24 protein-coding genes and 1 pseudogene are annotated in these 22,288 nt (G+C 63.0%); 7 read left to right on the top strand and 18 right to left on the bottom strand.

Annotated elements, in window-relative coordinates; genetic code table 11:
• Window positions 1–51: 51 nt before the first annotated feature.
• A complete protein-coding gene (locus AC1DJW_RS21430; protein ID WP_390280820.1) occupies window positions 52–162 on the top strand; it encodes a hypothetical protein in 111 nt (36 codons plus the stop codon).
• 79 nt (window positions 163–241) lie between these two features.
• On the opposite strand, the gene AC1DJW_RS21425 is transcribed toward AC1DJW_RS21430, so the two are convergent.
• From AC1DJW_RS21425 to AC1DJW_RS21415, 3 genes are all read right to left on the bottom strand, one after another.
• A complete protein-coding gene (locus AC1DJW_RS21425; protein WP_476902466.1) occupies window positions 242–553 on the bottom strand; it encodes a hypothetical protein in 312 nt (103 codons plus the stop codon).
• Between the two features lie 247 nt (window positions 554–800).
• Window positions 801–2,111 carry a C4-dicarboxylate transporter DctA gene (gene dctA, locus AC1DJW_RS21420; protein ID WP_476902465.1) on the bottom strand — a complete coding sequence of 437 codons (1,311 nt, stop codon included), beginning with the start codon at window positions 2,109–2,111 and terminating at the stop codon, window positions 801–803.
• 60 nt (window positions 2,112–2,171) lie between these two features.
• Entirely contained in the window at window positions 2,172–3,311 is a 1,140-nt protein-coding gene (locus AC1DJW_RS21415; protein WP_284754977.1) for a PrpF domain-containing protein, read from the bottom strand.
• Between the two features lie 127 nt (window positions 3,312–3,438).
• Here AC1DJW_RS21415 and AC1DJW_RS21410 point away from each other — a divergent pair, with 127 nt between their 5' ends.
• The gene (locus tag AC1DJW_RS21410; protein WP_476902464.1) at window positions 3,439–4,374 is read left to right on the top strand and encodes a LysR family transcriptional regulator; all 936 of its coding nucleotides are present in this window, start codon (window positions 3,439–3,441) and stop codon (window positions 4,372–4,374) included.
• Between the two features lie 242 nt (window positions 4,375–4,616).
• Here the strand turns inward: AC1DJW_RS21410 and AC1DJW_RS21405 are convergent.
• The 3 genes and pseudogenes from AC1DJW_RS21405 to AC1DJW_RS21395 all read right to left on the bottom strand — a co-directional run.
• Window positions 4,617–4,838 (bottom strand): annotated as a pseudogene (locus AC1DJW_RS21405) (IS3-like element ISAar46 family transposase); the annotation flags it as partial.
• A 703-nt stretch (window positions 4,839–5,541) separates the two neighbouring features.
• Window positions 5,542–6,372: an oxidoreductase gene (locus tag AC1DJW_RS21400; protein ID WP_476902463.1), complete on the bottom strand. Its 831-nt coding sequence runs from the start codon at window positions 6,370–6,372 to the stop codon at window positions 5,542–5,544.
• 59 nt (window positions 6,373–6,431) lie between these two features.
• Window positions 6,432–7,853, bottom strand: coding sequence for an MFS transporter (locus tag AC1DJW_RS21395; RefSeq protein ID WP_476902462.1), 1,422 nt, complete (start codon window positions 7,851–7,853; stop codon window positions 6,432–6,434).
• 110 nt (window positions 7,854–7,963) lie between these two features.
• Here AC1DJW_RS21395 and AC1DJW_RS21390 point away from each other — a divergent pair, with 110 nt between their 5' ends.
• Window positions 7,964–8,590: a TetR/AcrR family transcriptional regulator gene (locus AC1DJW_RS21390; protein WP_476902461.1), complete on the top strand. Its 627-nt coding sequence runs from the start codon at window positions 7,964–7,966 to the stop codon at window positions 8,588–8,590.
• 98 nt (window positions 8,591–8,688) lie between these two features.
• Here AC1DJW_RS21390 and AC1DJW_RS21385 read toward each other — a convergent pair whose 3' ends face one another.
• Together AC1DJW_RS21385 and gap are read right to left on the bottom strand one after the other, a co-directional pair.
• Complete coding sequence (locus AC1DJW_RS21385) at window positions 8,689–9,789, bottom strand: hypothetical protein (RefSeq protein WP_476902460.1); 1,101 nt, start codon at window positions 9,787–9,789, stop codon at window positions 8,689–8,691.
• Window positions 9,786–10,793 (bottom strand): type I glyceraldehyde-3-phosphate dehydrogenase, encoded by a 1,008-nt coding sequence (gap, locus tag AC1DJW_RS21380; protein WP_476902459.1) that lies wholly within the window; start codon window positions 10,791–10,793, stop codon window positions 9,786–9,788. The genes AC1DJW_RS21385 and gap overlap by 4 nt, the downstream gene beginning before the upstream one ends.
• Window positions 10,794–10,898: 105 nt before the next feature.
• On the opposite strand from gap, the gene AC1DJW_RS21375 reads away from it, so the two are divergent.
• The gene (locus AC1DJW_RS21375) at window positions 10,899–11,510 is read left to right on the top strand and encodes a TetR/AcrR family transcriptional regulator (protein ID WP_476902458.1); all 612 of its coding nucleotides are present in this window, start codon (window positions 10,899–10,901) and stop codon (window positions 11,508–11,510) included.
• Between the two features lie 64 nt (window positions 11,511–11,574).
• Here the strand turns inward: AC1DJW_RS21375 and AC1DJW_RS21370 are convergent, their stop codons facing one another.
• The 3 genes from AC1DJW_RS21370 to AC1DJW_RS21360 are packed head-to-tail and all read right to left on the bottom strand — an operon-like array spanning window position 11,575 to window position 12,731.
• On the bottom strand, window positions 11,575–11,838 hold the full coding sequence (locus AC1DJW_RS21370; RefSeq protein ID WP_476902457.1) for a hypothetical protein: 264 nt from the start codon (window positions 11,836–11,838) through the stop codon (window positions 11,575–11,577).
• Window positions 11,835–12,290 (bottom strand): hypothetical protein, encoded by a 456-nt coding sequence (locus AC1DJW_RS21365; protein ID WP_476902456.1) that lies wholly within the window; start codon window positions 12,288–12,290, stop codon window positions 11,835–11,837. Before AC1DJW_RS21365 ends, AC1DJW_RS21370 begins: the two co-directional genes overlap by 4 nt.
• A gap of 33 nt (window positions 12,291–12,323) precedes the next feature.
• The gene (locus tag AC1DJW_RS21360; RefSeq protein WP_476902455.1) at window positions 12,324–12,731 is read right to left on the bottom strand and encodes a MarR family winged helix-turn-helix transcriptional regulator; all 408 of its coding nucleotides are present in this window, start codon (window positions 12,729–12,731) and stop codon (window positions 12,324–12,326) included.
• A gap of 262 nt (window positions 12,732–12,993) precedes the next feature.
• Here AC1DJW_RS21360 and AC1DJW_RS21355 point away from each other — a divergent pair, with 262 nt between their 5' ends.
• Complete coding sequence (locus AC1DJW_RS21355; RefSeq protein ID WP_476902454.1) at window positions 12,994–13,377, top strand: hypothetical protein; 384 nt, start codon at window positions 12,994–12,996, stop codon at window positions 13,375–13,377.
• A complete protein-coding gene (locus AC1DJW_RS21350; RefSeq protein WP_476902453.1) occupies window positions 13,374–14,138 on the top strand; it encodes a hypothetical protein in 765 nt (254 codons plus the stop codon). Before AC1DJW_RS21355 ends, AC1DJW_RS21350 begins: the two co-directional genes overlap by 4 nt.
• Window positions 14,139–14,207: 69 nt before the next feature.
• Here the strand turns inward: AC1DJW_RS21350 and AC1DJW_RS21345 are convergent, their stop codons facing one another.
• A complete protein-coding gene (locus AC1DJW_RS21345) occupies window positions 14,208–14,912 on the bottom strand; it encodes a hypothetical protein (protein ID WP_476902452.1) in 705 nt (234 codons plus the stop codon).
• Window positions 14,913–15,064: 152 nt separating this feature from the next.
• Complete coding sequence (locus AC1DJW_RS21340; protein WP_476902451.1) at window positions 15,065–15,721, bottom strand: hypothetical protein; 657 nt, start codon at window positions 15,719–15,721, stop codon at window positions 15,065–15,067.
• A gap of 144 nt (window positions 15,722–15,865) precedes the next feature.
• Here AC1DJW_RS21340 and AC1DJW_RS21335 point away from each other — a divergent pair, with 144 nt between their 5' ends.
• Window positions 15,866–17,197: a 3'-5' exonuclease gene (locus tag AC1DJW_RS21335; protein WP_476902450.1), complete on the top strand. Its 1,332-nt coding sequence runs from the start codon at window positions 15,866–15,868 to the stop codon at window positions 17,195–17,197.
• Between the two features lie 221 nt (window positions 17,198–17,418).
• On the opposite strand, the gene mauJ is transcribed toward AC1DJW_RS21335, so the two are convergent.
• The 5 genes from mauJ to AC1DJW_RS21310 all read right to left on the bottom strand — a co-directional run bounded on the left by mauJ (window position 17,419) and on the right by AC1DJW_RS21310 (window position 22,112).
• Window positions 17,419–18,393, bottom strand: a complete 975-nt coding sequence (mauJ, locus tag AC1DJW_RS21330) for a methylamine utilization protein MauJ (RefSeq protein ID WP_476902449.1) — start codon at window positions 18,391–18,393, stop codon at window positions 17,419–17,421.
• A gap of 1,145 nt (window positions 18,394–19,538) precedes the next feature.
• The gene (locus AC1DJW_RS21325; RefSeq protein ID WP_476902448.1) at window positions 19,539–20,285 is read right to left on the bottom strand and encodes a FadR/GntR family transcriptional regulator; all 747 of its coding nucleotides are present in this window, start codon (window positions 20,283–20,285) and stop codon (window positions 19,539–19,541) included.
• 66 nt (window positions 20,286–20,351) lie between these two features.
• A complete protein-coding gene (locus tag AC1DJW_RS21320; RefSeq protein ID WP_476902447.1) occupies window positions 20,352–21,077 on the bottom strand; it encodes an alpha/beta fold hydrolase in 726 nt (241 codons plus the stop codon).
• 10 nt (window positions 21,078–21,087) lie between these two features.
• Window positions 21,088–21,870, bottom strand: a complete 783-nt coding sequence (locus AC1DJW_RS21315) for an enoyl-CoA hydratase/isomerase family protein (RefSeq protein ID WP_476902446.1) — start codon at window positions 21,868–21,870, stop codon at window positions 21,088–21,090.
• Window positions 21,867–22,112 carry an ABC transporter substrate-binding protein gene (locus AC1DJW_RS21310; RefSeq protein ID WP_476902445.1) on the bottom strand — a complete coding sequence of 82 codons (246 nt, stop codon included), beginning with the start codon at window positions 22,110–22,112 and terminating at the stop codon, window positions 21,867–21,869. The genes AC1DJW_RS21315 and AC1DJW_RS21310 overlap by 4 nt, the downstream gene beginning before the upstream one ends.
• Window positions 22,113–22,288: the final 176 nt, after the last annotated feature.

The following is a 22,288-nucleotide window of genomic DNA, read 5'->3' as shown; positions in this document are numbered from 1 at the left end:
TCAAGGCCGAGGGCGGGTTGCCGCAGCGTCCATGGGTAGCCAGGCACCAAAATCAGCGAGCTCTGCAAAGAACTCGGCATCACACGCCAGACCTTGTATCGGCATGTCTCACCCACGAGGAAGACGCGCCCGGACGGTCTGAAAGTCATCTCCAGGAGCTAGGTGCTGCCGCACCGGGCAGCTTGGGTTATGCCGCACGAGATACTGCTGCTGCATCGTGCCAAGCTGAACTGATGAATCTTCATATCCGGTAAGACCCTGTGTGCCCTTCGTTACGGCGGCCCGATGCGCGACGGAATACGGTGGTGTCTTCGTCCTTCTCGATCATCGTGCGCCCTTTGCCGTTATTCTGGATGATCCAGAAGACCTTTCGGTCCATGGAGAGCATGTCGATCCGTCCCGAGGAAAGTGATCCATCGTGGCGGCGGATTGCGACTTCGTCTGCGCGGGTGAGTTTGTTCCAGTCCGGTATGCGCTCCATTTCTGTCGTCGGAGCGCCGCTCGGTGCCTGTGCGAGTTCGTCCGGAGTGGTCTGTTGCAAGGGGGGTGTCATGGGTTCCCTGGTTTGTTTTTGGTTCCGTTTGATCCGGTCCGGGTGGGGACGTGGCGGGGAGCAGCGTGTCTGCTTCCCGCCACGTTGGCACCGGACCCGGTTCCTGCGCCCGACTGTCGGGTTACCTGTTGCGATGGATATGCAGGGCCGGGTGTCCGATGCAGCCTTGTGTGGACCCGGCGGAGGTCGCCGGGTGGGCGGGTCAGGTTATTGCCGAGGGCTGGAGCCTGACTCGTTAAGGGCACCGTCAGTGTGCCAGTGCCGGTTCAGTGAGCTGGAGCTTTTCGGCTTCGGTGGGCACGTAGCCCGTCTTGAGCTCGGATTGGAGTTTCTCGGTGTCGAGCGCACGCTGCCACTTGGCGATGGCGACGCAGGAGACGATGTTACAGACGGTGCTGGTAAGGGCGCGGGCTTCGCTCATGAAGCGGTCGATGCCGACGATGAGTGCCACTCCGGCAACGGGCAGCGTGGGCATGACTGTCAGGGTCGCGACGAGGGCGACGAAGCCGCTGCCTGTCACGCCCGCGGCGCCCTTGGAGGTCAGGAGCATCATTCCGAGCATGAGGAGGATCTGGTCCCAGCCCAGGTGGATGTCGCAGGCCTGGGCTATGAACATCGAGGAGAGCGTCAGGTAGACCGCGGTGCCGGTGAGGTTGAAGGAGTAGCCCGTCGGGACGACGAGGCCGACGACTCCGCGGTCGCAGCCGATGCGTTCGAGCTTGGAGAGCAGGCGCGGAAGGACGGGTTCGCTTGAGGATGTGGCGAGGACGATGAGGAACTCGTCGCGGAAGTAGCGCAGGATCCGCCAGAGACTGAAACCGGTGAGCTTCGCCAGGATTCCGAGGACGAGGACCACGAAGACGATGCACGCGGCGTAGAAGGCGAGGATCAGCATCCCGAGGTTGCCGATCGAATGGGCTCCGTACTTGCCGACCGTGAACGCCATGGCGCCGAACGCCCCGATGGGTGCGACTTTCATGAGGAAGCCGAACACGACGAACAGCAGCTTGTTGAAGCTGTTGACCATGTTGAGGGCCAGCTGGCCGGGTGTGCCGAGCTTGCTGAAGGCGAAGCCGCAAAGCAGCGCGATCACGAGCACGGGCAGGACTTCGCCGTCGGCGAAGGCCCCGATGAAGCTGGTGGGGATGATGCTCATGACGAAGTCCACGGGGTTGCTGCTGGGCAGCTGGCTTGTGTACTTCGATGCGACAGAGGTATCGAGGTGGGCTGGGTTGATGTGCATGCCTGCACCCGGCTGGAAGAGCATGACCGCACCCAGGCCGATGGCCAGTGCCGCCCCTGTGAGCACGTAGAACAAGCCCAGCGACCGCAGCAGGGTCGGGCCGACCTTCTTGGCGTCGGTCAGTGAGGTGATGCCGCTGACAATGGTGCAGAAGACGATCGGCGCGATCATGAATTTCACGAGCTTCACGAAGCCGTCGCCCAGCGGTTTGAGTGAGGACCCGAGGTCCGGCCACAGCGCGCCGACGAGGATGCCGAGCCCGACGCCGATGAGTACCTGGACATACAAGTGTCCGAGGATGGATTTGATCTTCATTGAACAACTTCCTGGGTGAGTGCCCGTTCCATCCATGATGGCAGGGGCGGAATAAAGGGGCTAGGCCGTCAGTGCCACAGGCTGCGCGACGTCAATGTCGGCGACGGCGAGATGGCGGGCCGCCCGGTGGAGGGCGACCTCGATGACGTTGCCGAACTCGTCCGTGACGACCTCGGTGCTGATGACACCGGCAGGTGTGCCGATGCGCAGAAGCCGGGATCCTCGGTGAGCGCTGTCCGCCGGAGGCAGCACCTTCGCCACCACCGATCCAGGCAAGGCGGCTGCGAGGGAGACGGCGACCGCGGAGGTGAGCCCGATCGCGGGGTGTGGTGCGAGCATCGAGAGCATGCGCACCCGCAGATCATGGGTGTCCGCCGCGATCCTCGTTCCGTCGGCCGCGACATAGTCGCCCGGCCCCGCGACGACGCCGACCTTCGGCACGGCATTCTGCGGAGGATCTTCGGGCTTTCGCAGCCCCATCATCAGACCGGCCGACGCCCGGGCCGCCACGAGCAGGGGCAGCTGCTCGGAGAGGTTGCCGGTCATCGACGACAGGTCGATGCCTGCCTCGTCCGCCGGAATCAGCACCGCCGGCGCACCGGCGTCAACCAGAGTCGCCGTAAGTGTGGTCCCGGCGGCCGCGATCTGGTCAGCGACGCTCCCCGTCGGCAGAACCGCACCCGTGGTCTGCCCCCACGGAGCGTGGAACGACAAGCTGACGGGAACACCGAGTGCGCTGCTGCCGGGAACCCGGGCCAGGCCCGACGCCGGGACGTTGCCGCCCGGCGTCGCGATCGTGCCGCTCAGCACGGCTCCGGTGTTGAGGTTGCGCATGCTGACCCGCGTCGTGCCCTCCTTTGGAGGAACGACACCTGACTGGACGGCATACAGCGCGATCGCGGTGGCGCAGTTGCCGCAATTGGAGCCGAGTTCCACCGTGGCGTCCCCGATCCCGACCTGGGCGAAGAGGTAGTCGAGGTCGGCCGGGCCGTCGGGAGTGGCCCGGACGACGGCAGCCTTCGACGTCGTCGAAGTGCCGCCGCCGACGCCGTCGAGCTGGCGGGCATCTGCGGCACCGAAGGCGTCGGCCAGCAGGCTGCGGATCTCCTCGCGGCCGGTCGCATGCTGGGCCATGTCTTCGGCGTCGAAGAGCCAACACTTGCTCGTGCCGCCCCGGTACCAGTGACCGCGGAGTTGCATGGTCTTCTTCCTTCACGTGTTGTTGTGTCGCGCCTCACGGCGCCTGCTCCTTCTACGATCCACGCATCGCGAGTTGAGCACAATCACAGGATTCTCCACTGGCCTCTACTTTTGCTAAACTCAGATCATGGCCGACCTCGATCTGCACCGCCTCCACCTGCTCCGGGAAGTCAGCCGTTTCGGCTCCCTGACCTCGGCCGCGGCGGCCCTGTCCTTCACGACATCGGCCGTCTCCCAGCAGATCGCCAAGCTGGAACACGAAGTGGGCGTCGCCCTGATCGACCGGCATCCGCGGGGCGTCGTGCTCACCGATGCCGGTCAGGCACTCCTGCGCTACGCGGAAGACATCGACCGGACAATCGAGGCCGCCCGGGCCGAGATGGGCGAGTTCGCCGGCCTACGGCGAGGCCAACTGCGCATGGGGACGTTCCCCACCGTCGGAGCCTCCCTGATGCCCGACGTCGTGCTCGCCTTCCGAGCCCGCCACCCTGACGTCGCGGTCACGGTGGTCAGCGCACGCCGCGACGGTCTCCTCGAACGGCTGCGGCGCAGGGACATCGAGCTAACGCTGCTCTGGGACTACCCGTGGGAGCGCATCGAGGACGAGGACCTGAACCTCGTCCCGCTCATGAATGACCCCACCATGCTGCTCGTACCAAGGGACCACCCCGTCGCCGCACGCCGCTCGGTTCGGATCGACGCGCTCAGCGACCAGGAATGGATCGTCCGGGACGAACACCCCGTGGCCGACGTCCTCCGGCGGGTCTGCCGCGATGCCGGCTTCGAACCGCGCATCGCCTTCGCCGCCAACGACTACCAGGAAACCCAAGGCATGGTCGCCGCGGGCATCGGCATCGCCCTCGCCCCGCAGCTCGCCCTGAGTGCCCTCCGCCCCGACATCATCGCCGTTCCACTCACCGGCTCCCCGACGAGGAGGATCCTCCTCGCCCACCTTGCAAACCGCAGGCTCAGCCCGGCCGGACAACAGGCCGCGTCCGTATTCCTGTCAACGGCGAAGCATTTGCAAACCCCAACATTCGCCGCAAGCAACCCCAGTTCCTGAGTCCTATGAATCGCAGCGGATTATGGCCGTCTTTCCCCAGCGCGAAATGGCCGCAGTGTGCTGCCTTGATGCCTCACTGCCGGGCAACGTCTCCGCGGAATTTATCAAGCTGAACGGTACCAAGGGGAGTTAGGCGGCTAGCTGTTCGGTGTTTTCCCTGGGCTGGTTGATCCACGCGGGTCCTGGGAGCGCGAGAATTTGGGGTCTCTGGTGGTGGTGAAGCGTTCGGGGAATTCCGGACCGTATTTGTCGACCATCACGTAGCAGTCGAAATACTTGCCCATGACCATGCCGGCAAGCTTGGTGATATCCCACGTGAACACCTGCCCCGGGGCCGTGGCGACCAGTTCAGGAACGGCCCGGGACGGGTGCTTGGCCAGGCGGCGGCGTTCCTTGACCTGTTTGTTTTCCTCCAGCACCCGATAAACGGTCGACAAGGACCCCCGGTAGATTCCCTGGTCCAGCGTATCGGTTGCGGATAACTTGGCTCGTGCCCTTGAGCATCTTGCCCATCTCAACCGTGAAGCTCCGAGCTCGGGACTGCCTCCGGTAAGACACGTTTGGAGCCCATTAGGTGAGTTAAAGGTGAGTCCGGCACATAAGAAAGCGAGAAGCGGGTCACCGCTGGACCAAAGCCGCAGGTCAGGGCCACATTGATACCACCGTTGAATTTGAACCGAAGAACGCCGGCCAGCCACAGCCCCCACGGCCCGCCGTTTTGGTCACTAAACCCGCAGGTCAGGGCCGATACTGTTGGATCCGGACCGAGGAAACCGGCAGGAATACATCCCCGGCCGCCAGTCATCGAAAACAACCCCGCAGCTCAAACCCAAAACTGGAGCCCCCTGTCGGATTCGAACCGACGACCCCCGCTTTAGGACCGAGGCCCTCTGTGCGCCTTGAATATGGTCGCTCTCCCCCGGAATCTAAGGTTTTTACCATCAACGACAGGCGATGATTTGTCATCGGTTGCCGCTCATTAAGGTGAGTTAAAGGTGAGTCGGTCGCATTGGGAGACAAGGCCGTCGCAGGATGGACGATCACCCGACAGTTCGCGCTCAAGACCCACCCGCTCCCCCCGCGCCAAGCTCCCTGTCGAGGCCAGCGAACTTGGCAACGCTGACGCGCGTTTTGCCAAGCTTACTGAGACTTGCGGTGCTGGTCTTACTAGTCGTGGTCGGTTGATAGGGCGACGTGCCGCCAGGCATCCATCTCCTTGCGGAAGCTGTGCAGCTTGGCTTCGACAGCTTGCAGGGTGTCGGCTCCGAGTTGGAGGCGCAGGGGCGGCTCGGCAGCGGCGGCCATCTCGACGATGGCGCGGGCGGCCTTGGCCGGGTCGCCGGGCTGGGCATGGTTGAGGCCTGCGGCGGCCAGGCGCATGGTGCCGACGGTGACCGCGTAGTCCTCGATCACGTCGGGGCCCGCGTGCAGGCTGGCTGGGTCGAGGAAGTCGGTGCGGAAGAAGCCAGGTTCCACGAGCGTCGTGTGGACGCCCAGTGGTGCCAGTTCGGCGTGGAGGGTTTCGGTGAATCCCTCGACTGCGAACTTCGTGGATGCGTAGATGCCCCAGCCCGGTGCGGTGGCGAAGCCCACGATGGAACTGATGTTGATCACGTGCCCGAAACGCTGGCGTCGCAGCAGCGGAAGCACGGCGCGTTGTACGGCGAGGGGGCCGAACACGTTGGTCTCGTACAGGGCGCGCACTGCGGCGTCGCCGGACTCCTCCACTGCGGCGAGCAGGCCGGTTCCGGCGTTATTGACCAGGACATCGATCCGGCCGAACCGTTCCACCGCCGCGTCGACGGCGGCCTGGATGCTCTCCGGGTCGGTCACGTCCAACGGCACGGCCAGGAGCTGGTCGGCGGCGTCGGGCACCTGTTTGGGGACGGTTTCCGCATTCCGTGCGGTGGCTACCACCTGGTGGCCGGCGGTCAGCGCGGCGCGGGCGATTTCCAGGCCGAGTCCGCGGGACGATCCTGTGATGAACCAAACGCTCATGATGTTCTCCAATGCTCAGTTTGTGTAGGGGGTGGGTGGGTCGAAGGGCGCCCGGTTGGTCAAGTGGTGCGACGGGGGCGGAGGGCGAGCAGGGCGGCGCCAGCGGCAAGTCCGGCGCCGGCTTGGACCCACCAGGCGTGGTCGAACCCCTCGATAGTGGCGTGAGGGGTGAGGGCGACGAGCACGGCCACGCCCACGGCGCTACCGATCTGCCGGCTCATGTTGAGCACCGCGCTTCCGGTGGTGGCGCGTTCGGGTGCGAGGGTTCCGGCTGCGGCGAACAGCGGCGCCTGGGCCAGGCCGCCGGCCAGGCCCACCATGATCAGGCCCGGGAACATACCACCCCAGTAGTCGGGGGCGGTGTGCACGGCCGCGAGCCAGTAAACGGCGGCAAGCGCCATGATCAGGGTGCCGGCCACGGCTGGAGCGATGCGGCCGAAGCGGCGCTGGATTGGTCCGGCGTTCATCGCGAAGGCGATCGAGGCCAGGGGAGCCGGGGCGATGCCGACGCCGGCGCTGAGCGGGCTGAAGTGCCACACCTCCTGCATGAACCGGGCAGTGCTGAGCAGGACGATGGCGAAGCCTACGAAGAACAGGAACAGAGCCACCGTGGCGGCGGTAAACGGCCTGCTGGTGAACAACTGCTTCTCGATCACCGGTGACTTGGCGTGCAGGGTCCGCTCGATGGTTGCGGCCCCGACCGCGACGGCGGCGGCGAACAGCGCGATGGTGCGTGCGTCGGCCCAGCCCCATTCCGGTCCTTGGACGGTGGCAAGCACCAGCATGCTCACGGCCAGCAGCAGCGTGAGGGCGGAAACCGGGTCCGGCCGGGAGGCGCCCTTGGGCTGGCGAACCTCGGGAAGCAGCAGCGCGCCGGCGACGAGGGTGGCAATCCCGACGGGAACGTTGATCAGGAAGATCCACCGCCAGTCGAGGGTGACGAGCAGACCGCCGACGGGCGGGCCGGCCGAGGCCGCGATCGCGCCCACACCCGCCCACAGGCCGACCACGAGGGTGTGCTGGCGTTTAGGGAAACTCGGGTAGAGCAGGCCAAGCGAGGTCGGGACGATCATCGCCGCACCGACGGCTTGGATGGCGCGGGCGGCGACCAGCACGGGGAGATCAGGCGCGGCGGCCGCGCCGGCGGAAGCGAGGGTGAAGACCACCACCCCGGCGAGCAGCATCTTCTTCCGTCCCCAATGGTCCGCGATCCGACCCGCGGGCACGAGCACGGCGGCGAAGACGATCGCGTAGGCCGAGAGGACCCACGACACGCTCGCAACGCTGGCGCCCGGGAACGACTGGCCGATCCCGTCGAGCGCGACGTTGACGACGAAGAAGTCCAGCTGTGCCATGAAGGCGACCGCACCGAGCACCGCCATGATGCTCCAGCGGCGCGGGTGGCCCGTCTCCTTGACGACCGGCGCCGGTCCGGGGTGTGGTGTCGTTGCGACCGCCTGCAATGAAGCCTGTGTGGACACGCCGTCCGCTCCTTCAGGAAAATGGGCCTATTAGCCCTTTTTGGGCTCAATTCAATGAGACCGTTTAAAAAAGGGGTTGTCAAGCCCATTTTTCTGCTAAGGTTGTCTCCATGACCGCAAGCAGCGAAGCGTCGACTCAGAAGCTGACCCCCAAAGGCCTGGCCACACGCGAGCGCATCATCAAAGCAGCCGCCGAGTTGATCTACGAGCACGGTGCCCAGAACACCAACAACGAGCAGATCCGCGCGGCCGCCGGGATCAGCGGCTCCCAGCTGAACCGCCACTTCCCCACCAAGGAGTCCCTGGTGCGCGCGGTGCTCGCCTGGCAGGCCGACAACATTGTGGCCCGCCACCAAGTACCCGAGCTGGGCGAACTGGACAGTTTCGCTGCCCTGCACCGGTGGTATGACACGTACATCGCCTCGGAGGACATGCTGCGCGGCGGTTGCACGTTCGGCTCCCTGGCCGCCGAAGTCGTGAAAACCGAACCCGCCCACCGCGATGCGGTAGCCGACGGCTTCAAGCGATGGCAGGAGCTGTTCAAACGCGGCCTGAACAAGATGCGCGAACGCGGCGAACTGCGGCCAGAGGCCGACCCGAGAGCATTAGCCCACCTGCTCGCCGCCGCGTTCCAGGGCGGAGCATTGCTGGAACAGGCGGCCGGCGACAGCACGCCGCTGCGCGATGCCCTGTACGGCGCCCTGGCATACGTCGAGTCGTTCGCCGCAAAACGCTGAGCGACCCCTGCGGCTGCCCCCCAAGCCTTGCCCCTCCAGACCGCGGCTGCTTCCAGCCGCCAGGGTCGCTCGGCCCACTCCGGCCTTCAGGCCGCTGCCTACACCGGCTGACGTGCGTCCTGAAGATCGCTGTGCGCGGCCTCCGGCCTATCTCCCTCGAGACTGCCATGCGGCACGAGGGTTGCCTGGCTGCGGAAGCGGCCGGCGGCCACGAGCACGACGCCGAGAGCGACCCAGCCGGCGAGGACGAGCCACGGGAATATGGTCGCCGCGTCCCGGAAGTACGACAGATCGCGCAGCAGCGTGGCCGAGGCGCCTGGCGCGAACCATTGCCCCACTGCACCCCAGGGATCAGGCAGGAACTGCCGGGGCTGCGTTGCGCCGGACATCGGGTTGCCGATCAGGAGAGCGAGCGCCGCTCCGATCGCAATGCCTCGGGGGCCAAGGAGAGCTGTGATACCGACGACGAGGCCGCCGATCGCGAGCGTGGATGAGCCGATCGCGAGGCCGTTCGCGATGGCGTCCCCCTGCAGAATGCCGAACCAGTGCTGAGCGATCGCGACGACTACGATCCCAGAAGCAACAGCGTACGCCGTGACACCGATGAGTCTGCGCCAGACCCCGGCGACGAACAACGTGAACACGACTCCGCCGATCACGCCGCCGATGACGAGGGGGAAAGCGAGCGCGCTAAGTCCGGCACCCCGCTGATCCGTCGAGGCGAAGGGCACGAGATCTGTCACTGGCACCATGGGCACTTGGGCCTGTCGGACGCCCTGCGCAGTCAGCTGTTTGGTGAGTGCGACCTGGATCTGCCCTGCGACGGCAGTCATTACCTGTGTGACAGTGGTGCCGTTGGCGCCGGCGACCAGTACTTCCGGGCCCGCCGAGGCGGCGTCGCCGACGACGACGACGGCACCGAATGCGTCGCGCGACTTCAGGAGTGACAGCGCGTCCCCACGGGCGTCTACGCGGGTGACGGTGAGTTGGGCGCCCGCAGCCTGCTCGAGTTGCTTGGCGACGGCGTCGGCCTGCGGCCCCGTGCCAGCGACGGCGACCGGAATGTGCTGCACGGTCGACGTGACGGAGGGCCAGGTGAAGGCGAGCACAAAGACGCCGATGACGACGGACGCGACGACGGCGATCGCGGCCACAATTGCCCAAGGCGTGTGTGGGCGGGCCGAACGGGAGGGGTTCATAGGTGAGTTCCTTTGGCGAGCAGTTCGAGGGTGTCGATGACGCGGTTTGAGAAGCCCCACTCGTTGTCGTACCAGGCGGCCACCTTCACGTGCCGCCCGTCGACCCGGGTGAGCGCGGAGTCGAAGATCGACGACGCCGGGTTGCCGGTGATGTCGCTGGAGACCAGAGGGTCGTCCGAGTACTCGAGGATTCCCGCGAGCGGGCCTTCCGCCGCGGCGCGGTAGGCGGCCAGCACCTGCCCGCGTGTGACGTCGCGAGAGACCGTGGTGTTGAGTTCCACGATCGAGCCCACCGGAACCGGAACCCGGATCGAGTCGCCGGAGAGCTTGCCCTCGAGCGTCGGCAATACCAGGCCGATCGCCTTCGCCGCGCCCGTACTGGTGGGCACGATATTGATGCCGGCGGCGCGGGCGCGGCGCGGGTCGCGATGCGGGCCGTCCTGCAGGTTCTGCTCCTGCGTGTAGGCGTGCACCGTGGTCATGAAGCCGTGCTCTATGCCGGCGAGGTCGTCGAGGACCGCCGCCAGCGGGGCCAGGGCGTTGGTGGTGCAGGAGGCGTTGGAGACGATGGTGTGCGCGGCGGGGTCGTAGGCATCCGTGTTCACGCCGAAGGCGAGGGTGACGTCGGCGCCGTCGGACGGCGCGCTTACGAGCACCTTCTTCGCGCCGGCGTCCAGGTGCGCGCGGGCGGCGGCGGCGGAGGTGAAGCGGCCGGTTGCCTCAAGCACGATGTCGACGCGGAGGTCGGCCCAGGGCAGCTGCGCCGGTTCACGCTCGGCGAGCACGCGGATGCGCCGGCCGTCGACGACGAGGGTGTCTCCATTGACGGTCACCGGGCGGCCCAGACGGCCTGCCGTCGAGTCGTAGGCAAGGAGGCGGGCGAGGGTCGGGGGATCGGCAAGGTCGTTCACGGCGACGACCTCAAGGTCAGTGTCGCGCTCAAGTAGGGCACGCAGGGCGTTTCGTCCGATGCGGCCGAAACCGTTGATGGCGAGACGAGTCATGGGTGGGTCCTTTCCAGTCCGGAGAAATAAAAACGAATAACCGTTCTTTATTGTTGGGAAGTCTGATCGACTTGTCAAGAACGAATAATCGTTTTTAATAGGACTATGCCTAAAGTGAGCGATGACCACCGCGCCGAGCGACGCCGTCAAATCGCGACCGCCGCCCTACACTGCTTTTCGCGCAAAGGCTTCGAGGGTACGTCGATGGCTGACATCATTGCCGAGTCACAACTTTCGGCCGGCGCGATCTACAACCATTACAAGAACAAACAGGATCTCGTTGAGCGCGTCGTGCACGACGTCATGTCCGGCCGCACTGCCGATCTGGCGGCACTCGAGAAGCAGACCCCCCTCCCCCATCCGGCCGCCGTGGTGCGCGACTTTCTCGGAGGGCTGGGCCGCGATCTCGGCGACCCCAGCATCCTCGTGCAGGTGTGGGGTGTCGCCGTCGTCGACGCAGGGCTCAAGGAGCTCGTGGGCGAATTGATGCTGGAACTGATCGGGTTATTCGAGGGCTATTTCCAGGCTTGGTTCCTCGAGCGCGACCTTCCAGCGGCCGCGGCACGGCAGCGCGCAAAGGCGGTCGCCCCGGTCATCGTCGGCATCTGCCAGGGCTACCTGCTGCAGGCCGCGATCGTGCCAGGGTTCGACGGGGACGAGTACCTCTCCGCACTCGAAATCGTCGACCCGGATTTCGTGATGGTCCAGGCCCACTGAACCTGCCCGATGACTTCGCCCGTCCGGACGACCCCGGCGCCCGCCGTCAACTCGCGAGGCGGATCTACGCCGAATCTTCTGCCCGAACGTTGATCAGCGTCAGGACGCCCCCAATGACGGGGACGAGCGCGCCAATGCGAGTACGCAGGCGCAGGCGACGTTCGAACAGGGCCGTAACGCCCACTGCAAGGTAAAGCGCGCCGTGAATCGGCCCCACGGTGACCGTGACGGCGTGAACCTGCATCGCGGAGACGTTCAACAGCAGCACCAGGACGCTCGCCAGTTCGAGGATGGACAAGGCTGCAAGGACTCGCAGTACGGGTCTCATGAATATTTCGATCCGGGACGCACGATCATCATGATGACAACCAGAACCCACAGCGCATTGAACACGCCGGCCAGTATTCGGATGCGACGGAGCCTCGTTCTGTCACCAGGAAAATTGAGCGCATCGCGTTGCTCTGGGGCGATTCTCAATACGAGCAATGCGCCCGCCACGGCAGTCAGGATCATGGCGAGGGATATCCAAATTTCACCCAGGCGGCCCTGGACAAGCGCCAGGAGGATGCCGATAACGGGAACGATGACCGCCAGGGCGCCATATGTGCGGGTGGTTCTATGCAAAGCCCACGCCACGGCATTATCCCCGTTATCGGAACGGCCTGAGGGAGCTCCGGTGCCGTTCGGTGCGTACCAGGGAAAGAGGCTGACCACTACGGCCACGGGCCCCACAAACAGAATGCCTGCGACGACGTGCAAAGAGAGGAGAGTAGCTTCCATACCTTCAGTCTAACTGAAGGTTGCCGCTATACATCATCGTGTTTCGAGGACGAATTTTTCTAGAGCCTCCGCGAGCTGTGGAAATCGCCCCGCAAGACTCTCATCCAACGCCTGAACTTCCCTCTTGGCTCTCGCTAACAGTTCCCGCCCGCCTTCCGTCAGGCGGAGGGTCGAGGCCGATCCGGACGTTGCCGTGGCATCTTCAACAAGGCCCGCCTTAACAAGGCTTTCTACAGCTGCGTGGGTGCTTTGCACGGTAATCCGGGAACGCCGGGCGAGCTGGCTGAAGGAGATCGAAGGCGTGGCCTCGATATGGCCGAGCAGTCCGAACTTACGGATATTGACATCCAGGTTTTTCAGCGCAGCCCCGAGCTCCGATTCGTACTGCCGTGCCACAGCCAGAAGGGCAATCGTCGGACTGAAGGGGGGAGCATCTGACATGCTCGAAGTATACGGGCGGTCAACGCGAGGGCTGCAAATGCATGGAAGGGACCGCGCCGGCCAAGCTACAGTGCGCAAAACAAGCCAAGGTGCACTTCTCCCTGCCCGTCGACAAATGGCGCCACGAGCATCAGCAACTCCCGGACCGTGAAGCTGTGACGCTCGCGAAGCTACTTGGTCCAAGTTGGTGTTTTTTTCGTGCTTTTTTGGTTGGATTTCATGTACGTTCCGCTAGGATAGAGGTCGAAGGAGCGTGAAACCTGTGAGCATATCAATCGACGTCGGAGCCGCCCATGGCGGAACCGCACGCCTGGGCATCCGGGAGATCGTCAGGCAGCTCAACAGCGCCCTGGGGGCGACGCTGGTCGCTGCCCTGGCCGGCAGCAAGGACCCGAAGATCAGCTACCGCTGGGCCCGCACCGACGGACCCGAACCGCGGGCCGAAGCCCAAGCCCGACTGCAATTGGCACACCGCGCTTGGACGGCCGTCGCGGGCGTGGAAGGCGAACACGTGGCCCGTCTCTGGTTTGTCGGCGCGAACCCCTGGCTGGGCGAAGTGTCCCCGATCGAGGCGATCAGGGACATGCGCGCCAAAGACGTCATGGGCGCAGCCGCCGCCATGACCGAGGACAGGTTCACCGCTTGACCCAGGTCTGCTCCGCCACGGGCCTGGCCTTCGTGGACGGGCCCGTCCACGGCTACAGAATCGCGAAATCCTCCTACGGCCCCCTGAACCCGCTCCCGCGCACCACCGGCTCCCCCGACCGGTCCTCATGGTCACGTTTCGACACCCCAGGGTCCACCGTATACCTGGCCGGGGACAGGAGGACGGCCTACGCCGAAACCCTGGCGGTGGCGCGGGTGGCCAGCGACTTCCGCAACGCCATTGCCTTCGCCGCCCGGCAGTTCGACGTAACTGTGGAGGAAGCTAGCAAGATGGTCCAGGACGATTGGACCAGGAACGGAAACATGGTTCCAGGCTGGCTGCCGGCCAGCTGGCGGGACGGACGCCTGATGTACAGGCTGCAGGTCACCGCACCCCGGCGGTGGATCGACCTCACCGCCGCCGAATCGATCGCCGCTTTGAACCGCCACCTCGGCGAACAGCTCGCGGACACCTTCGGCACGGGAGTCATCACGCTGGCAACCCTGGCCGGCGAGGACCGCGAAGCCACAACCCGCATCGCCGGGTGGTTGCGCGAACAGGTCCTCGACGACGGCAACTACGCCGCTGGAGTACGCGCACATTCGAAATACGGCGGCGGGATTTGCTGGGCCTACTGGATGCGCCGCAAAGACGACGCCCTGGGCTCAGATCCCGTCACCGTACTGGACGAAGCCGAAATCCACCGCACAGACCCGGACCTGGACTACGTCCTGGCCATGTACGGACTGGACTGCCGCTAGCCCGCCGTCGGTGCGCGTGCGGACCTTGATGCGCGTGTACACCTGCTCCTGCTGCTCAGGCTCAGGTTGTCATTTGGCAGGCGTGAGCCTGTTTTGGTTGGGTCCGATCCAACCAGCTCCGGCTTCGGTGAGAACATCATGAACGTGTTGGCTGCTCTGGGACCAGCATCCGGGCGTAACGCACACCAAGGGTTCGAGTCCCTGCATTTTTGAAAACAGAAAGCCGCCCATCAGCATGACGTCATTCAGGAACCGCTCAAAGAAGTGCGGACCGTACTCGAGATAAGGGTCGTAATTGAACTCAGCCTGGTCTAAGAGCCCTCGGTTGCCTTCTGGATCTCCGAAGAGTTCGCCGAGCAATGGACGCATTCCCCCATGCCCTACGAATTTGTTTCGGACCTCCTTTATTTTGTAGATCAAGTCCACCGTCTCATCCGTCAGGATTATCCGTGCCCTCAGGTCTTCCTTGACCCTCTTGGAAAAGATGATCTTGTCCTCGAGGACGTTCTTCGCTGCGGCAGGCCCCAAGTCGCCGACCCAAGCGAGCTGCTTAACGTACAGCTCGATCAGCTTGACGAACTCAATGATGGCACTTTCAGGATCCGAAACGAGCGCCAGTCCACGTGAGAGTGTGAAGCAGGCCTGAACCTGGTAAGGATCGTTGGCCTGCTCCAGTAACCTGATGGCGGCCGCGACTTGCGGCGAGTAGTTTGAGTCTGCTGGCTTACCAAGGGGTTCCGATCCAACTGTTCGAGAACTCTTACTGCTTGCCATAACCCAATTCTGAACGATCGTGGTCAACGACTTCCCGAGGAACTGCCGCTGTTTCAGGATTCACCCGCCGAAGCGTTTCGGGTCGCCATTCTGATTTTGGCCAACGTCTCTGGCAATGCAATTGACCAAGAAGGTTTCCAGGCCCGCCCTTCTCACTCCGCCGCTTTCTCTTCATCAGAATCAAAACGACCAAGACTTCTGGCCACCTCACTTGAGCTCCGGTTCAACTGCTTGGTCAGGCCCTCAATTGACTCTTTGACAAGGTGCAAGCTACCGAGGGGACGCGCATCGGTCTGCCTCAGATCATCCAAGTCCACAGCGTATGTGAGCGTTTCAAGAGGCCCGAAGGGGCCGTCCGCATCGATGGTAAGAACACAAGGAGGGTTCCCCTCGACGGCAACCACCTCGTGCGTCACTCCGAGTGTCCAGGCTAGGACCCGTCCGGGAGCGAGGGATCGGATACCGCCACAGGCAAGTCGACGCTCAACCGCTCGTGCTCTTTCCTCGAATCGTTGACCCGAGGCCGGTAACGGCGTGCTGGTGGTGATCCGGATGTTCGTGGCCACAGTGGGACCGCTATTGCCGACTTCAAGTCGTAGAAGCCCGGCCTGCCCCGTTTCGGGCCGGATGTCTGCCCATACATATGGCTGCGCAGAATCGACGCGGAGTTGCCGCTGAATTTGTGTTTGATCCCGCGCAGCCTTCGCCGCGATGCCCGTGAAGAATAGCGCAGCAAAAGAAATCAGCGCTGCCGCAGCAGCAAACCACGCCTCGGGCGTAAGACTGGCTAACCAACTCTGCATATCCACGCCCCTTAGCCTAAGGGGCGTGGGCAGCTTCACGCGGTGCCGTTGATCCGATTCGCATCGCTTAGCCGTGATAGGAAGTTCAAGGACGGCATCTCTGCCCCCGCTGGTACGAACCAGGGCTCTACCTTGCCGAAGGATTCACTTATGGGGATTTTGATTGTTCTGCTCATTGTCGCTGCCGTCATTTGGTGGTTCTGGCCGTCGAAACAGTCCAAGCAAGGACGACCTATACCGACCGCTACCCAGCCAGCGCCGAAACCGAAATCCTGCTCCCCTTCACGCACGCATCCAGGCACCGATTCGAGCTCGAAAGCCCTCGATCCGGTCATGCGCTTTGCGGAACCCGGAAAGACCGGCAAACTTTTTAGCTACGGCGGTCCGTCAAGCGGCAAAGGGTATGTTCACGACGGTCCCTTCGCCGTCATCGACGTCGAAACAACGGGCTTCTCCCCCGTAAACGGCGACCGGGTCATAGAGATTGCCGTCGCCAGGGTGGACAGGAATGGCCGCATCGAGGATGAGTACTCAACCTTGCTAAATCCCGAGGGCCGCGATACTGGGGCCGTCTTCATTCATGGCATCAGCAATGACGCCGTCCGGAACGCCCCGTACTTCGCGGACGTTGTTGGCGACATCCTTTCCCGTCTGGAAGGCACGGTCATTGTTGCCCACAACGCCGTCTTCGAGGAACGCTTCCTCGCCGCGGAGTTTGGCCGGGCCGGTATTGCAACACCGCTTATGCCGGCGCTTTGCTCGCTTTGGCTTGGCCAGCAAACGTTCGACACACCAAACCACAAACTGGCGACGCTTGCTCAGCACGCAGGTATAGCCCTGGTGGACGCACACGCCGCCCTTGGTGACGTGAGGGCAACCTCGGCCCTGTTGCCCATGATGCTGGAACGCTTCGACGGCGGGATTGAGTTCGGCCACCCTCCCGCCTACGGCCTGGGCGCACGGCACCGGCCTGGAACCGTTACTCCGATGACGCGTGCAGTCGCCTTGCGGAAGGGAACCGACGGCTGGATGTCATCTCTGATGTCCCGTCTGCCGATCAGCACAGGCGAGGTCAGTGACGCCGCTGCTGCCGCCTACCTCGACGCACTGGTTTCCGCGGTGGAGGACGGCAAGATCGTTGGAGAGGAAGCAAAGCTGCTTGCCCGCATCGCCGGTAACGGAGGCATGGGCGCCGCCCAGGTCCGCGGGCTCAATGAACGGTTCCTGGAGATGATGAGAGAAGCCGCTCTCTCCGACCAGATCCTCACGCCAGGGGAACTCACCGAACTCAACCGCACAGCGTTGCTCCTCGGCACTCCGGGATATTTCGACGATCTCACCGCCACCCCGGTGGATCTGCGCGGCGAAGGCCCCGGCATCGGACCGGAATCGTCTCCCGCCAACAAGCCACGAACACCAAGAAGATGCGGGCACTGCCGGGCACCGGGCCACTACCGATCAAACTGCCCCGACCTCAGCTGAAACAGAATCGCAAATACCCGCAACAGGGCATGTGTGGTCGCCGATATGTGTTGCACCTTGATTCTCGAGGAGCGCAAAGCGTGCAAGCTGAGAATATTGAAGACGGCATCTCCCCTGTTCGGACGGAAGCCGGTGCCGACTGGCGAGCCCATGGCCGCAGGCGGTCATCGCGCCGGACGGATGCTCGGGTGCAGTCCATTTCTGTCGAATCGCAAGTTTGATCAGAACTTTGTAGAGGAAGGCCAGTCCCGCTGCCCTGCATCAGCTGGCGTGTCGAGAACGGAAGAAAGCAGGACCCGTGCCATGAAGCGCAAAACAGGAATGCTCGCTTCTACACGAGCGAGGTCTGAGTAAGAATCGGCTCCGAACGGATCGCGGTCGGGATCCAGATGAGCTATTGAATTTCGAAGCGTTGACTTCAACTCATCACGGACGGCCGTGAACTTCTTTCCGAGATACGGTGCAAATGTGTTGCCGTACATCTGCAGATCAAAGGGGTGCAGAAACTCCGCAAGCGCCGTGGGGACTCGCTCGCCTGGGTCACGGTAGCTTCCCCCTGCCGCTTTCCTGGCATGAGCTCGGAGTTGGAAGACCATCTCTGAGACCTTGTAGAAGGAGAGCGCCTGATAAAGAGGCTCACTGGAACTCAGTCCTTCCCTGTACGAGCCGAGCGCATGTTTCACCGGATCAGTCACGTAGCCGGTGACCGGAGCGAATCGCTTTGTGGCTCCTACGAATGTATGGATCCATTTCTGTGCATCCGTTGCTAATTCCCAAAGCTCAACGCCCGAGACGGTAATCGGGGCGTCGTGTTCGAAAGCCCATCTGCTCAACAACGGCATCATGACGTCATAGCTTTTGGCGGCGGCATCGGAGAACCCATTGGCCTGGACCTCGTGGCTGAGGGTGCGCAGATGATTCCTGTCGTTCACGGTCCCAGCAATAAGAAAGGCCGGGTCGGACGTATCCTGCCCGCCAACGTTGAACACGAGGTCTCCGTCGTTCGGTTCCACCTCGAACAGACTGTCGCCTCGTTCTTCTAGTCGGTCGAAATCAACGGATTCCTGATTGACGTTCACCCCAGGGACCGCAAGTACATAGGTGACGCCGTATCCGCCAGCTGATCCCGTAGGTCCGTTAGACAGTCCATGGCGCGGATCCGATACCGGGAACATCGGCACAACCGTGTATTCCATTCGCTGTGTAGTGAGAGGTCGCCCGGTCCGCAGAGGCTCCCCCATCGGCTTCCAGTCTGTTCTCACAACGACTCCTTGCTCTCTGACTTCATGCTGCCTGCCGTGGATCCGCGACGATCGAGACGCTACCACCTTGCGTCCGACAACCGGGGTGGACTTGGAATACTGTTCACGGAGCGCAGACATTGCGATGGACGTCGCCCCGCATCGCGCTCCGCCTGCACACGCCGAAGCCCAGCCACGAACAGCCACAAGAACCTTCGCTGTTTGTCATTCTGATACCCGATCATCGCTGGGCGGGTCCTCCGCGCAACCAGGGCGCTTTGCGCCGATCCCAATACAAAACTTCGTTCGGCGCTCCTGCGTCGCTTATTTCCTCGCGAACTTTTGGATTGTTCCCGGTTCCCCAAGTTGCACTCCGGACCCTCGTGCCCAGCAGCGGTCCCTGTATCAGAACGACGCCGAAATCTAACGCCCACGGCCGACGCCGCTTTTACGGGAGAAAGCTCATGGAAACGCGATGCCGACGGACCAGTGCAGTACGATGAGCTCGGTGTTAACGGTCCGGATTGCCTGGGTGCGGGCAGCCCGCTCCCGCTAGCTAAGGCCCGGGAGGACTCACGGTCACACCCTTATTCCTGCGGGGCCTGGAGACTCTTCCGATGCCGTGCGAGCTCTCGGAGCACCGTAGCCTCACTGACCTCGATCGTCTTGGCGATGTCCCGGATCGCGCGCTTCCCGCCGCGCATTCTGCCGTTCGTGGAGGACCGGCTAACGAGCACCGCACGCTGGCTGCAATAGGTGACAGATTGGGCAATGCGATCCGGCCCTCCGCTTCGACGTGGGAGGGTAACCCAAGAACCGCTCACCTGCTGATTGTCCGAGGCGGCGCATCGCCGCCTCGACGACAACACGCCGGTCTGCGTTGTTGTACGCGACGAGAGGCTCTGCGGTCCCAGTCGCGCGGGAAGAGCGGACGTGTTTCGATAATGCGCACAGTATATGAGCCGACGGACTGACATTTCCGTTGCAAGCCGCTGGAGGAAAGGCTCAACGGATAATCGCACAAATGTGTCCCACTTCCTTGGAAATGGGACACATTCGTTGTCGACGGTGGCGGGTTTCGCCGTTGAGCTCTATTGCGTTTAACGCTTGAGACGGGCCTCGTCGTAGAAGTCGACGTGCTGCCCGACGCATTGCGCGGCAGTGTCTGCGTCTCCTGCTCGCAGCGCTTCGACCAGCCTTCGGTGGTTTTGTTGGGCCTTGCCTGCTAGTCTCGGCCACTCACTCTCATCAATGTGCGCCTTCACGAGGTTTTCGGTGACGGCGTCCCGCATGGATCCCATGAGGTGCGCCAGCAGAGGATTGCTGCTGGCCAGTGCGACGGCTACGTGGAATTTTCCGTCAAGCGATAGGTACCGTTCACGGTCCTCTACCTGGTCGTCCATCTGAGCCAGCAGCTTGTCCATCCCGGCAAGTTGTTCGTCTGTGCGTTTCGTCGAGGCCACCCGGACGGCTTCTTCCTCGAGTAGCCGGCGGGTTTCCAGGACGTTGTCGAGGTCAAAGTGTCCCAGGGCCATGTAGAGGCGCATCAGCCTTGAAATCATGGGGCCGAGCTTGTCGCTGATTTTCGTACCCCCGCCGGACCCTACACCTGTTCGTACGGTGATGATGTCCATCGCATCCAGAACCCGAAGTGCTTCACGAACGGAGGGTCTGCTGACTTGCAGCATTTCGCTCAGCGCGCGTTCGCTGGGCAGACGGTCCCCCGCGTTGAGCTGCCCTTCGTGGATGAGGGTTTCCAATTGGCCTAAAACGCTCTCGAAAAGCCTTTGTTTTCCAACCGGGGCAAATAGCTCGACGTTGCCTTCTTCGTCTGCGGGGTGCGTCATACGGGGGGTCCTTCCGCCGTTTTGTGTCCACCTCCTAGCTTAGCTGGTCATACCAACTGACTATTCTTAGTCCCGACCTGCCTCTTCGATTTTTGAAGCCAGCAACTTGGGCGCGGTGTACATGACTTCGTGGCCTCCTGGCATTTGGACCAAGCGGAAGTACCCCAGCCGGTTGGACATCCTCGGGTGCCACCCCCATTCGCCCTGCAGCAGGCAGTTGTCCTCGGTAGCGTGCAGATAGCTCTTCGGAATCGGTAGTTCGAAGAACTTTTCCAGGTTAACCGGCTCGGTGAAGGTCCGGAAGGGATGAGGTCGCAGACCGTCGTAGACATCCTTTGCGAGGTCAAATGCGGCATCGTTCATGAAGCCGTCGCGCCATACTTCGAACGGCAGCATCGCCCTTCCGTCGCCTCGCTCCTCGGCGTTCGCCTGAAGGGCTGGAGGGAAGAACGGGGGGATATTATCGAGGACCGTTTGTCCATCGAGGAGCACGAATGCGCCTTGGAAGACCATTCGCCGTATCCGGTAAGCCAGTGCTTCTGCGATCTTGGCGATCAGAACGCCGCCCCAGCTGTGGCCGACGAGGACAAAGTCATCGAGGTCCTTCTCAAGGATGTACTCGATGATGGGTTTGCAGGCGTCGTCGGTGCTGACATCGGCCGGGTCGCCTGGGCGGAGTCCTGCTGCGGTGGGTGTGTGGACTTCGTGTCCGAGCGCTTCTAGTTCTGAGCGCACTTGGTCCCAGCTTTCGCCGAATTGCCAGGCGCCGTGCACGAGTACGTAAATGGTCATTTGGTGGTCCTCATTGTCCTGTGTAGTTGGGGGTTCGCTTTTCAACGAAGGCTGCGAGTCCTTCGCGCATGTCCTCGGTTCGCATGTGCGCGTACATCGCGTCGCGTTCGGCCTTGAGTCCGGCTTCAAGGGATTGGTCAAAGCTTTCATCAATGAGCTGCTTTGCTCCGGCGAGGACTATTGGGCTCTTGGCCGCTATCGTCTCGGCCAGTTCCTGGACGCGATTATCCAGCTGGTCGTCGTCGACAACTTCGTTGACCAGCCCCCATGAAAGGAAGAATTCAGCGGGAAAGAGCTGGCCGGTGAAGGACAGGTATTTCGCACGGGCTGGGCCCACAGCGCGTGCCAGACGCACCGCTCCTCCAGCCCCTGGAAGGAGGCCGAAGTTCGCGTGGGCGTCGCCGATCCGGACGCTGCGGGCTGCAATGACGAGGTCGCATGCCATTGCTATCTCCAGGCCCCCCGCAGCAGTGACGCCGTTAAGGGCTGCGATGACCGGTTTATTGATCCGGGGTATGTGTTCAAGTGTTTCGGCGGCGCGTTCGAGGAATACCTGTACGGTGGCTTCGGCTGATGGGTCGAAGGAGTTCAAGTCGCCGCCGGCGCAGAACGCGCGTCCCGTTCCGGTGATAACCATGACCCGGATGCTGGGGTCCGTCTCAAAGCGGGTAAGTGCCTCATCCAGTTGAGGTACTAGTTCGGCGTTGAGTGCATTGAGTGCTTCCGGACGATTCAGTCGTATCCATCCGACGGGGCCTTCCACATGGGTCAGGACAACCTGCCTGTCGTTCATAACGACCTCCCTTGGTGATTTCTTTCTTGCGCCAGCTCGTTACTGGACCAGTCTGTTACGACGAATCTGCCGTCTTCAATGACGGTTACCGCTACTTGGTCAGCGTTCAGGCCATGGTGGTTGGTGGCCGAGTATCGGTATCGGCCTTGGGGGGTGACGACGTCAACCTCTTCAAGGGCATCCCGCACAAATTTCGGGTCATCACTACCGGCTTTCAAAACCGCTGCTGCGATGAGCTTCACCGCCGTGTAGCCGTCGATCGCGTATGAGGTGTTATGCGTCGCATTGTTTAGCGATGGGGGCGTCTTTGCCGGTGACGATGCAGGTTTTCCCGTGGGTGTCTTGATTTAGTGCCGTCGGCGGCGTCAGGCTGACGATGACCGGATACAACGAACGGCCCGGCGTGAGTTTTCGAGGT

The sequence above is a fragment of the Arthrobacter sp. 05L417 genome, assembly GCF_056397865.1.
The sequence above is the reverse complement of the archived record's forward strand: the minus strand, read 5'-3'. Positions and strand labels throughout refer to the sequence as shown.